Origin of the sequence: Paenibacillus sp. FSL H8-0537 (assembly GCF_038051995.1) — a bacterium.
Lineage (GTDB): Bacteria > Bacillota > Bacilli > Paenibacillales > Paenibacillaceae > Pristimantibacillus.
In genome coordinates this window covers 6,043,160-6,056,636 of sequence record NZ_CP150290.1, presented here as the reverse complement: position 1 = coordinate 6,056,636, position 13,477 = coordinate 6,043,160, and the positions used below count along the sequence as shown (strand labels likewise).

Annotated in this window: 4 protein-coding genes and 1 pseudogene; 2 read left to right on the top strand and 3 right to left on the bottom strand. The window is 49.7% G+C overall.

Annotated elements, in window-relative coordinates; translation table 11 throughout:
* Window positions 1–16 precede the first annotated feature (16 nt).
* Window positions 17–2,410 carry a transglutaminase domain-containing protein gene (locus tag MHB80_RS25565; RefSeq protein ID WP_341279601.1) on the bottom strand — a complete coding sequence of 798 codons (2,394 nt, stop codon included), beginning with the start codon at window positions 2,408–2,410 and terminating at the stop codon, window positions 17–19.
* Between the two features lie 339 nt (window positions 2,411–2,749).
* Between MHB80_RS25565 and MHB80_RS25560 the strand changes: the two genes are divergently transcribed.
* On the top strand, window positions 2,750–9,157 hold the full coding sequence (locus MHB80_RS25560; protein WP_341279600.1) for an immunoglobulin-like domain-containing protein: 6,408 nt from the start codon (window positions 2,750–2,752) through the stop codon (window positions 9,155–9,157).
* Window positions 9,158–9,428: 271 nt separating this feature from the next.
* Window positions 9,429–9,926, top strand: a complete 498-nt coding sequence (locus MHB80_RS25555) for a DinB family protein (protein WP_341279599.1) — start codon at window positions 9,429–9,431, stop codon at window positions 9,924–9,926.
* A gap of 66 nt (window positions 9,927–9,992) precedes the next feature.
* On the opposite strand, the pseudogene MHB80_RS25550 reads toward MHB80_RS25555, so the two are convergent.
* A pseudogene (locus tag MHB80_RS25550) lies at window positions 9,993–10,277 on the bottom strand (YbaK/EbsC family protein); the annotation flags it as partial.
* An 18-nt stretch (window positions 10,278–10,295) separates the two neighbouring features.
* Entirely contained in the window at window positions 10,296–13,436 is a 3,141-nt protein-coding gene (locus MHB80_RS25545) for an ATP-binding protein (RefSeq protein WP_341279598.1), read from the bottom strand.
* Window positions 13,437–13,477: the final 41 nt, after the last annotated feature.

The window sequence follows — 13,477 nt, the reverse complement described above, 5'->3', positions numbered from 1 at the left end:
TTTGCTTCGTCAAACCTTATAATTCCAGCAGCACGTAGCTGCCCATATAATACATTTCGGCATCATCATATTGATCAGGTACTTCCTCCCATACAATATCCCAAGTGTCATCCAGCATTTCTGAATAATCAACCTCAGGGGAGAGGCGCAATATAATTTGCTCCTGCCCGCTTTGCACGAGCTTCTTCAATTCGATACGAAACTGCTTATTGGAAGTCACTTCGAGACCATTTTTCACATAGTAGTCGTATTTATTGCTCTCGCCCGTATATTGATCGAGCTCATCATCCAGCCAATAAGAGACATCCTCTATATATTCCTCATTGATTGCAGTAGCATCGTTGGCGTTATACAGCATATAGGGAACGTCAGAATTGGTCGCATTGTTGGTCGGATCGACGTTCAGCCATTCTCCGTCAATGTTGACCTTGTTCCACGCATGCGGAACGCCATCCAAATAGCCGGTTACGACAATCGTCTCCACGCCAGCGAGATCGTTCAGCAGCTTATAGGTGTAGGCATAGCTCATGCAGACGCCGAGTTTATTGATCATAATGCCATAGGTGCTGTAAGCATCATAAAACTCGGGGTCCACCTTGCGAAAATCATATTTATACGCATTATCCAGCGCCTCATCATCATACACCGTCGTATCGTTCAAATAGTCATAAAGCGCCAGCCGTTTTTCCTCGTCGCTCATCTCAGGCGTAATGGTGGCTGCAATAATGCGCTCGGCCTCCTGCATAATTTCCCGCTGCTTGGCGCGCATCTCCTTGACGGGATTCTCGTAGGACACATAAAGCGTAAGTGTGCGGTAATCGTAGCCGTAGCTTGCCAGCCCGATAATATAAGGATTTTGGTACATGACCTTCTCGACGACATCAATGAGAACCTCGGTATTTTGCGCTTCGGGAAAGGACATGAGCGAAATGTCTTCCTCTCCGGTCATTAAGTTGCGAGCCAAATATTCTTCCAGTGCCGAGTCAGCAGAAATATGGAGCTTCTCCAGCAGCTTGTCGGTTGGGACGGTTTCTTTATCGCCCTTGGCGACGACCCGGCGCGTATTCTCGATTTGCCGATCAATCAGATTGTCTGTGGCTGAAGACGCTTTGGTGAAGCGGGTAATAATCGTCGGCACATTGGCATCCGGTATAAAATAGGTCGTATTTTCCGGCTGAACATAGCCGGTATTAGCTGTACCCTCGGCTTCCCCATCCTCGTCTTCATACCAAGAAGCGATATAATCGATATCCTCCTCTATGACATTTTCAACCCAGACGACGCCTGTCAGCACAGTGCCTTTAATGGAATACGGAATGCTCAGGGGGCTCGATGGCTCAAGGACAAGCTCATCCGTTTCATATACGATGTCCTTAAAGCTGATAGAGCCATCGGTATGCTTTACTTCGACACTGTAGGGCAGATCATCCACGTACTCGTAGGTGTTGCCGAACAGCTCTCCTTCATATTCGTCCACAACCTCCGTCGGAAGCTGGCTCGACAGATCGGCCGTCACGACGGGAACGCTGAAGTTGGATTCCTTGCCGTTTGCAACGGCGGTAACATAGAAGTTGCCCTGTACACCGGTATTTTGCGCGAGTGTAAAGCTCTCGCCGCTATCGAGCTCTATTTGGTCATAAGTGCTATCGCCAAAATCGTCTAGCTCCGTTCCTTTGACCCGCTCAATCAGGACAGGGGATTCCAAATAAAAAGCGGATTTTTTGCCGGGAGCGCTTGTTATGCCATCCGTTTTCCGAGCTTCAGGGAAGGTCTGATACACCTTGTATTCGCTGATCCCTGTTATTTTATCCCAGACGAGCTTTAGCCTGCCATCCTCGCTAATTTCGTAGCTGAGATTCGGAACGGGCAGCTTGGACTGTACCGTGAATGGGATAATGAGCGGCTTCTCCAGCTTTTGGGGCGTAGTGGAAGCCATGTCATAATCAATGCGGAGATAATAAATCGGCGCATTTCCCCAGCCCAATTGATCATAGGAGGAAGCGGAAGGAAGCGGCAGCACACCTGAATCCAGCGGCTCGACCGTAATCATGCTTTTGTTGCCCTCTACAGGGGTGACCCGGTTGAATGAAGCCATTTGGCTGGAGGGCAGCGCCTGCCGATCGGTATGAACGGTGATCGTTTCCTCCCATTTTAAAATGTCGAGTTGCGACAAATCGGATTGGAAATTAAACTCGAACTTCCTATCTTTTGCTACATTGTAGAGCGGCATGATCGTTTTCTTGCTGGTTTCGCCGTATTTCTGCTTTAGTTGCTGCACGGACAGCTTCTCCGGCGTCTGCCAAGCATATTTAAGCAGCTTAATGCTGAAATTGAAGCCATTGGCGGCATCTGACATACAGCCCGTCAGCAGCAGGCACATGACCAGCAGGCTGAGCAGCATTTTTTTCATTGCGCAGGTCTCCTCAGGACAATAATGAATTCTTATCGTTAGCAATATGAAAATTTTACCTTGTTAAATTAAATTATTCAATTCATTTCATAGCCATGACTAAAAGGGAGTCTCCCATTTGAGCCAAAAGCAGCATGTTAATGGCTCCTATACGCAGCGTTTACCCTGAGAAAAGGTGAAAAACAACCTTTCAGCCTGCTTATTCTATTTTTTAGATCGCTTATCCTGAATTGAACAAAAAATTAAACGTCTGGCATAAATAATCCTATTGATTAGAGGAGCGCTATGCTATTTAATTATTACGAACCAATGAAAACGCATACATCTAGGAGGGGGAACATGAAACAAAGAAAAATAGTAGCTGTGCTGATGATTGCGGCTATGCTGCTCAGCACGCTTACGGGGCTTGCGCCACGCGTGGCTTGGGCAACGGAGGAAGAACCTGCAAACTCGAATCAAGGCATGTCGGCAGCGGCGTCGGTGTACGAGCCCGGCCTGATTTTACACTATGATATGAAAACGACGGCGACCGACGCAGGGCAGACGATTGTGAAAAATGTAGCTGGCGGAACAGGCGCATATGACGGTATTTTCCGCAATCCGTCGAACGGCCAGCTTGTAGGGGATGGGTCTGCTGGTTTTGCTGGCTTTAACGGAGGTGCTGCTTCCGCGAACAGCGGCTATATTGAAATACCGAAAGGCGCTGGCGGAGAGGATCTGCTGAGCGGATTAACCGATGTCACGATTTCCTCGCTCGTTAATTGGGAGAACGATGGTACAAATCGTTGGATATTCGGATTGGGAGCAACGACGAACGATGCTGAGAACGGCAACAAATATTTGTTTGCTACGCCGCGTCATGGCAGCTCAGGCAATTACGTGGCCGCGGGCATATCGAAAAGCGGCTGGCGCAATGAAGCGATCTGGAAAGGCACTACCTCGCTTGCAGCTGGAGTCTGGAAGCAGGTTACGGTCGTATTCTCCGGTGCAGCAGATACGATAACGCTGTATGTGGACGGCGCGAAGGTCGCCTCCGGCTCGGCGAAGGGCATTAAGCTTGCCGATATTATAGCGACAGGGACGAATTATTCCGGTTATATTGGCAAGTCTATTTTCGCGGGTGATGATTTCTATCGCGGTTTGGTAGGCGACTTCCGCGTCTACAATTATGCGCTGAATGATCAGCAAGCGTCTGAGCTGTATACGCAGACTACCAGCACCATTGCGGATCTCAAGCAGCTTGTGCTGACAGCAGCAGCGGATGCACTAGCTCCAGCGGCGATGCTTGCCTCAGGCGATGTGAGCGCTGATGCGGTTACGAAAAATCTGACGCTGCCAGCAACTGGACGCAATGGCGTAGCGATTGCATGGAGCTCCAGCGATGCATCGGTCATCGCCGCAGATGGAAAGGTGACACGTCCAGCGGCATCAGGAGCGGATAAGTCGGTACAGTTAACGGCGAGCCTGACCTATCAGGGGCTTTCCGTGCAGCGAGTGCTGAGCTTTAAAGTACTGAAGGAATATTCTGAAAGCGCTATTGCTCAAGCAGATGCGGACGCTCTGAATATTCCTCATCTCGATCAGGTTAAGGGCAATTTGACGCTGCCGCAGCTTGGAGTCAATGGCGCAAGCATCGAGTGGGAATCAAGCGATCCGGCGATCGTAAAAGGCTCGGTACAGGCGGCGAGCGATGTGACGCAGCTCGGCAGAGTGCTGCGTCCTGCGGACAGGGATGCCGCTGTTACACTGAAGGCCACGGTGAAAAAAGGCAGTGCAAGCGTGGAGCGGCTGTTCCAACTGACCGTGAAGCAGGCTCCGCCGAGCCTTGATTATGACGCGTATTTCTTTGCTTATTTTACCGGGGAATATGAGGGCGGAGAGGAAATTTCCTTTGCGACAGCCGAGGACCCGCTCAAGTGGCGGGCGCTGAATAACGGCAAGTCGATTATTCAATCGACACTTGGCGAGAAGGGGCTGCGCGATCCATTCATTATGCGCTCCCATGAAGGCGATAAGTTTTATTTGCTGGCGACGGATTTGCACATGGGCGAAAGCACGAACTTTGACCAAGCGCAAATAACGGGCAGCCATTCCATTATGATTTGGGAATCTGAGGATCTCGTCAATTGGAGCGAGCAGCGCATGGTCGATATCGCGCCGAAAAACGGGGGCAACACTTGGGCGCCAGAGGCCATTTACGACGAGAAGACAGGTCAATACGTCGTATTCTGGGCTTCCTCGATGAAGGTTGCTGATACGTATGGTAAGTATACGGGCGGCCGCCCATCGGGGCAATACAATGTCATGTATTACGCGACAACGCGGGATTTCTATACCTTCTCCGAGCCAAAGGTGTATATGGATGAAGCGTTCCCGACGATTGATACGACGATGGTACAGGAGGGCAATAGCCTGTATCGTTTTACGAAATCGGAAATCGGCTACAAGGTGTATTACGAGAAGGCAGCAAACGTCTTTGACGATGTGGATGGCATTGCGGCCAATGGCTATCAGTTCCCGGCGATTGCCGGTACGAAAAATGGCAACCAGGGACGAATTGGTCATGGAGGCAATAACGAAGGGCCTACCGTATTCAAGGGTATTCGGGACAATAAATGGTATATGTTCCTCGATTCCTGGCCCTATCATGTGCGCGTCTCGAACAATCTGGAGGACGGAGCGCAGTTCAGGGATAATCTGCTCGCTGAGGATCAATATGCACTGCCGCCAGGGCCGCGCCACGGCACGGTCATTCCGGTGACGCGGGCGGAATATGATGCGCTGCAAGCGAAATACGGCGTATCTGGTCCAGTGGAAAAGGAGCAGCCTGTCGTGCATTACACGTTCGACAGCAGCAGCGTAACGGGCACGCTTGTGAAGGATATGTCCGGTCAAGGACATGATGCGGAGCTCGTTGGCGGAGCCGCCATAAACGAGACAGATAAAATCGGCGACTCCGGCAGCTCGGTGGAGCTGAACGGCACAACGGGCTATGTCAAGCTGCCAGACAATCTTGTTCGCGATTTGAATTTGGAGAAGACGACTATTGCGACTTGGGTGAGGGCGGATCAGAACAAGCTCAACCAGCGGATTTTTGACTTTGCCTCAGACACGGGCAGAGCCGCTAACCGCAATACGATGTATTTGAGCACGACAGGCGATAATGGAGGCCTTGAGTTTGCGATCGTGACACCATTCACAGAGAAGTTTGCCAATGACTCGACACTGCTTGGCGCAGGCTATAAATATGCGCTTCGCTCGGCGAAGCCAGCGGCAAGTGCTTGGCATCATGTGGCGGTATCCATTGATGGCTTCGAGGCGGTCATGTATGTGGACGGGAAAGAAGTATCGCGCAGCAGCACCTTCAACGTAGAGCCGCGCATGCTGTTGCAGACGACGATGAACTACATCGGAAAATCCCGTAATGCGAGTCACAGCTTGTTCGACGGCAAGCTCGATGATTTCCGTATTTACAATCGGGCGCTGACGAAGGAGCAGGTTGCTGCGCTTGCAGCAGACATGCCGGAAACACCGGGAGGCGGCGGGCAGCCGGAGGCGCCTAAGGCGATCGTCCATTATGATATGGGTCAAGTAGATGGCACGACGGTAAAGGATTTGGCTGGAAGCTTTAATGGCACTTGGGTCAACTCGCAAAAGGCAGAGTGGATTCATGCGGGGCAAAATGGTGTTATCAGCTTCGCAGGCGGCACGGCCAACTCCTATATTGAACTGCCAAAAGGAGCGACCGATGGCCTGACCGATACGACGGTATCCATGCTGATGAACTGGAGCGGCAAGGCTGGGGCGGAATGGGCCTTCGCATTGGGGCAGAACAGCACCAAATATATGTATTTTACACCGCGTTATAATACGTCATCCGCGAATGCGCGTGCGGGCATTGCGACAAATTCATGGAACAACGAGGTTGCGGCGCAGCATACCGTTGGACTGCCGAGTAATCAGTGGAAGCTGGTCACGGCGGTTTTATCTGAAGAGGAGCAGACGCTAACGCTCTATATTGATGGCGTTATGGTAGGAGCAACACCAACGGGCGGCAAGACTATGGCCCAAATTCAAAATGCAGGCGGCATCAGCGGTTATATCGGCAAATCCTTTTATTCATTGGATCCGTATTTCGGCGGCATGATTGCTGATTTCAAGCTGTTCAATGGCGCCTTGAGCGGAGCGCAAATCGGAGTGCTTCAGCAGGAGGCAACAGCGAAGATTGCCGCGCTAGATGGACTTACGCTGGAATATGCGGCGAACCAATTGGATTACAGCGCTTTCCTGAACGGCAATACGAGCAAGGATAGCGTTCGCACGAATTTGAAGCTTCCAGCAAGCGCTGGACATGGCACGACAATCACTTGGGCTTCGGGCACACCGAGCGTGATTTCAAGAACGGGCATCGTGACTCGTCCTGCCTATGAGGCGGGCAATCAGAGCGTGACGCTAACGGCGACAATAACAGATGGCGCCAAATCAGTGATTCGCAGCTTCACAGTTACCGTGGAGAAGGATGCGAGCCTCATGGAAAAAGCGCTGCTGGACGCGCAAACTCTAGTGGTCCATAACCTGGCTGATGTGCGCGGTCATTTGACGCTGCCTGTCAAGGGAGCGAACGGGTCTACCATTGCATGGGTCAGCGAGCAGCCTGCTGTTATCACGGCAACAGGCGAGGTTACACGTCCCGCGCATGGCGCAGAGGCTGTAACCGTTAAGCTGACCGCCATCATCTCGAATGGCACAACCTCTATTTCGAAGGCGTTTATAGCAACGGTGAAGCCGCTGCCTGCGCCAGTTGATTATAAAGGCTATGCATTCACTTATTTTACAGGTGAAGGCTCGGCAAGCGGTGAGCAAATTTATTTTGCACTAAGCAAAGGCAATGACGCGCTGCATTGGCAGGAGCTGAATGACGGACTTCCAGCAATCACTTCAAATTTGGGTGAAAAAGGATTACGTGATCCGTTTATTATTCGTTCCCCAGAGGGCGATAAGTTTTATCTGATTGCAACCGATTTGAAAATTTACGGCAATGGTGATTGGGGTGCCTCCCAAACGAGCGGAAGCCGTTCGATTATGGTTTGGGAATCGACGGATCTTGTGAATTGGTCGAACCAGCGAATGGTAGAGGTATCACCGCCAGAAGCCGGAAATACTTGGGCTCCTGAAGCATTTTACGACGAGAAGACAGGAGAATACGCCGTATTTTGGGCATCGAAAATGTATGAAGATGAAAGTCACAGCGTAGGTACGCATCAGCGCATGATGGTAGCTAAGACACGTGATTTCTATACGTTCTCGGAGCCGATCGAGTATATGAATGATGGTTATTCGATTATTGATACGACGATGATTGGGCATGATGGCAAAGTATATCGTTTTACCAAGGATGAGCGCAGCACTAGCAACGCAACGCCGAATGGGAAGTTTATTTTTCAGGAGTCAGGCAGCAGTGTCTTTGACAGCAGCTTTAAGCTGATCAAGGAGGGCATTGGGCGCGGACAAATTGGTCAAGGGGAAGGTCCAACTATATTCAAGTCCAATACCGAGGAAAAATGGTATATGTTCATTGATGAATTTGGCGGCCGCGGCTATGTGCCGTTTGAGACAACAGACCTCGATTCAGGGGAATGGAAGCTATCAACGAATTATGACCTGCCGTCAAGGCCGCGCCACGGTACCGTTATTCCTGTAACACAAGCGGAATATGATCGCCTGCTTGTAAGTGTACCGAAGGCCGGACAGTCCGATTCAGGAACAAAAGTAACAGGTGTACAGCTAACGCCTTCAGCGCTTGCACTGAAAGCAGGGGAAGGAGCGCAGCTTACAGCAAATGTTGCGCCTGCGGCTGCGACGAATAAATCTGTTGTTTGGTCGAGCAGTAATTCGGCGGTGGCAGTGGTGGATGCAGCAGGCCGTGTGCAGGCAATTGGAGAAGGTACAGCCAATATTAGCGTTGCCACGGTAGATGGTGGATTTATCGCCGTATCGGCAGTGACGGTAACCGCAGGGGAAGATAACGGTGGTGGAACACCGACACCAACACCGACACCAACACCGACACCGACACCGACACCGACACCTAGTCCAACACCAACACCGACGACACCAAGCTCGGGTTCAACGGGAACCCAGCCAAGTTCGACGCCAGCAACACCTAGTCCAAAACCGAGTGTGGCACCTAGCACACCGCCGACTAGCGCTTTTAACGATACAGCGAACCATTGGGCAAGCGCTTCGATTACAAAGCTGACGGAAAAAGGATTAATGAAGGGTTATCCAGGCGGCAGCTTCAAGCCAAATGCCGCGATGAGTCGTTCTGAATTTGTGACGGTCGCCTATCGCATGCTTGGTCTCGACTCTACTGCTGCTGCTGGATCAACGGCAAGCTTCAGCGATGTATCGGCAGATGCTTGGTACAGTGAGGCGGTTCATGCTTTGCGTGAAGCAGGAATTGTTAGCGGCGATGCCTCTGGCATGTTCAGGCCTGGCGATGCCATTACACGAGAGGAAGCTTTTGTGCTTGTATACCGCATTATGAAAGAAAAGCTTGCGCTCAGTGGGGATAGTAATGAGCTTACATTTACTGATGATGCAGCGATTTCAGAGTGGGCGAAGGAGGCGATAGCCGCCTTGTCCACAGCAAATGTACTGAATGGCTACGACGATGGTACGCTCAAACCACAGGGCAGCATTACCCGAGCTGAAGTCGCAACGATTTTGGCCGCATTCGTAGAATAAGCAATAGAAACCAGCTGAAAAATCAGCGAAATAAAAATACGGCGGAGGCTCCCGAAATTATGCTCGGGAGCTGCCGCCGTTTTATTTTCAGAAATACGTATGGCTAAAAGCTCCTCAGCGATAGCTTTAGTCGAAAGTGCTAGGAGAAGCAGAGTTAGCTGGTTATGAGCATAGGAGAGCAAACTGGACATCGCTTTTCACGAAGAGGTACAATCTAATACAGATCATTCATGCCTGTGGCAGAAGGGTCTACAAGAGAGGATGAAGATACATGTCCAATGCAAATCATTTATTTGGCCAAGCCCTTGTCAAATCGCTGGTAGGGGAACGCGGTCATATCCGTATTGCCCGTGCTTTACCTGACATTAATGCTGAGTTAGCTGGGCGCGTACATCAAAATATGCCTTACAGCATCTACCAGCTGCTAAAACACATGCATTACTGGCAGCATTTCATGCTGGAGCATTTGGAAGGACGTAAGCCGCAGCTTCCCGCAAACGTCATGGAGAGCTGGCCTGAAGAGACCGCTCCGCAAGATGAGGTATCTTGGCAGGCGGATATTCAGGCCTTTCTGGCCGGGGTTGATCAAGCAGTAGCTATGGCCGAAACCGCACAGCTGGATGAGCCGCTTCTTTATTTTCCGGGTGAGACAAAGGCGGGTCTGCTGCGCAATATTGCATCCCACAATTCGTACCATCTGGGTGAAATTGTGCTGCTGCGCCGCTTTTATGGTGCATGGCCGCCACCAGGGGGCGGATTCCCGGCGTAACGGGTAGAAGTACCTTTTACAGTTGCTTAGGGGCAAATGCTAATTAAATTAGCAGCCCCTAGCTGCTTATTTTATGGCCTCAGTAAATGATGCAGCGACAGTAGCAGTGAGCTGTTCAGGGGAAAGCTCCAGTTGCAGGCCAATCTTCCCGGCGCTGACGACGATCGTCCCCTGTCATTCAGCGCTGCTGTCGATAAAGGTAGGATACCGTTTTTTTATACCGATTGGAGAACAGCCGCCGCGTATGTAGCCCGTCCACTTTTGCAAATCCTTCACTGGAAGCATTTCAAGCTTCTTCTCTCCGGCCGTTTTGAACACGCTATCTGGAGCTTTTCCAATTTTTTCAGCTACAGCACTGCTGGGCTGGGCCTATCGATCCGGTATAACAAACGACACCGTTGTTCCTTCATTAATGCTGCTCACAATTGACAAGCCCTGGCCGTATAGCTGCTGCAATCGTCGATTCGTATTAGGGATGCCAATTCCAGCTTTTTCACTCAAAGCAGCATTTTGCAATTGAACCACCTTCTCCTGATCCATCCCCTTGCCATTATCTTTTACTTCAATAAGGGTAAAGCCCTCCCGGCGAGTGATGGAAAGCTGAATCGTACCTCCCGCTTTTCGGCTGAGGAGTCCGTGCTTGACGGCATTTTCGATCAGCGGCTGAATAGAGAGCGGGGGCAGCAGCAGGCGGATGCCCGGCTCCACCTCCCATTCAATCGACAGCCGATTCCCGAACCGCGTTTTTTCAATATATAGATAGGCTTCGACGAGCGCGAGCTCATGAGACAGCTCTACTAACTCTCCTGTATTCAGATAATCAAAGCTAATCCGTAAAAAGGACGAGAAAGCCTCACCCAGCTTGCGCATGCTCTCCGTATCAATATCACTTAATGCCATTAATGAATTAAGGGTGTTGAATAGGAAGTGGGGCTGGATTTGCGCTTGCAAATAGGCGGCCTCCATACGGAGACGCTCATTAATGGATTGCTTCAGCGCTATCAATGCTCTGATCCGATATTTTAACTCCAGAGCATCTACGGGCTTCGTCACGTAGTCGCTTGCTCCCGCTGAAAATCCGGTGTAAATGTCAGCTCGCTGGCTGCGTGCGGTAAGAAGCAATACGGGCAGCTCCGACATGGAAAACTTCTCTCTTACTTTCTGTGTTAATTCATAGCCGGACATTTGTGGCATCATGACGTCAGCGATAAGCAAATCCCACTGCCTTGTCCCAAGCAATTGCAGCGCTTCACGTCCGGAACGGGCGGTTGTAATGGTGTACGGTTCGGTCGAAAGAATGCTCGCGAGAACATTCAGATTGATCGGATCGTCATCAACGGCAAGAATATGGGTGTACTCTTCCTTGAGCAGCGGCGCAAGTGTGGCAGCAGCCTCTATTTCTCCTGGGAAATGATGCGGGAGCAGGAAGCCAGCGGGCGTCTCCTCCATAATTGCTGGCACTTGTCCAGAAGTTTTCGGGAACTGCGCTAGCAGAAGCTTAGCCTCATCTGCCAAAGGCAAATTAAAGCTGAATACAGAGCCCTTGCCCAATTCAGAGCGAACCGTCAATGCTCCGCCGTGCAGCTCGACAAGCTGCTTGCAAATGCTTAAGCCCAGTCCAATGCCTTGCCCGTCGCTTGTTCCAAAAGAACCTTGCTCATAAGGGAGAAAAATCTTCTCCTGCGTTTCTTTATCTATACCGAGTCCTGTATCGGAAATATGAATAATCGCTTGCGTGTCTCTTATTTCGGCTGAGATGACAATGCTTCCTTCCTCCGTATACTTGAGCGCATTATGCAGCAGGTTATATAAAATTTGAACGAGCCTTTTCTCATCAGCCATAACGAAGGGCAGTGATTCGGATATATCCATATGCAGGTTAATTGGCTTGTGCTCCTTCATGAATTGCAGCATCGCGATAACACCGGGTGCGATAGCCTGAATGCTCAAGGGCTCCCGCTGCAAAACAATGCGTTGTTCCTGAAGCCGAGCAATATCAAGAAGATCGCCAAGCAGATGCGACATTCGCCTGCTGATCGTAATGAGGAGCTGCATATCCTCAAGACTGCTTTTCGCAAGCCTAGTCTTCTCTTTGGTGACAACATTATAAGCAATATTCATAATGCCATGCAGTGGGGTACGGAGCTCATGAGACGTATTAGCCAAAAACTGGTCTTTAATTTTATCCGCTTTTTGCAGCTGCTTGTTCAAATCTCTGTTTTCTATCGCATTTCGAAAATATTTTTTAAACCAATAGGCCGAAAAGCCAATAATGGCAAAAATAATGTCGAGGGGATAGTAGACGGTGGTAGCATCTCTTATATTTTCAGCCATACTCCATAATAAGTTGGAAAGAATGCCTGCTGCAGATAACAGCAAGAAAATGATGTCATTATCTTTATTTTTTTGCAAAATCATCGTTCCTACTATGTAGATAAACCAAACGAATGAGATGAAATTTATCGTATTCAATACATTGAAATGGATAAGTCTATAAACGATTGAGACTGGCGAAACTAGAAAAATGACGGTAAGAACAACGACGGCCGCATGGTATGTGCGGAACCAGTTCTCTTTCAGTGGGGCGGTGTTGAAGCTATTGAATAGCAGCAGCAGGAACACATTTTGCCACAGCAGAGCGATCAGTCTAATCTTGAACGCCCAAGTATAGTTGATCGGTAGCCATAATAAAAGTATATTGTCGTGACCAATTAGAATGGTAATGCCAACGGATAACGTTAATAGCGCTGCGAACAACAAGGTCTTCTCTTGCGGACTTAATAGGTAGAGAATGCAAGCATATGCGCAATGAAGCAGCAGAATAAGAAAAATGAGCATTTGAAACCCAATCGAGTACCAGCGTACAAAATCAATAGTGGCGGTACTGCCAAAGCGAATCGGCGTTACAATTCCGCCCTTATAGGGGCTGTCAAAATTGGCTGCACGAATGACCAATTCGATCTCTGTCGTTCCTTCGATGCCATACATAGAGGTGAAAGAGGCGCTTTTCGGCGTATATTCATAGGCAGAGTCGGCAAGCTTGCCCTTGCCCCCATCCTTTTTTCCGTTAATTTCAATTTCTGATGCCGCCTGAATGGTTTTAAACCAGAATGAAACAGGAGTCTGAAGCGGATCGATCAAAAGGCGAAGACGATACGTTCCATACCCGTACGAGTTGCTTGAATGATGCGGCAGCACGCTGCTCCAATCGCCTGGAACGACAACGTGACTTGCATCGGATTCCGTCTCCGAAAGCTCGCTGCCCGTTAAGAATTTTTCAGAATAGAACTGCCATTCTCCATTCAAATTGAGCACAGAAGAATTTTTTAAATCGATACCGCGAAGGTCAAGCACGCCGCCAACGGCACGCGGTTGCTGATCAGACATGGGAAAAACGACAGACCACGCCCATCTCATGCCAACTAATACAGCAAAAATCAATAGTATGATCGTTATATATTTAAAACGTGTGATAGGTTTTGTCTGCATGATGTTCATCAATTTTGTCATAAATGAATAGAACCTCTTTGATCGCTCTATATTGTTATTCC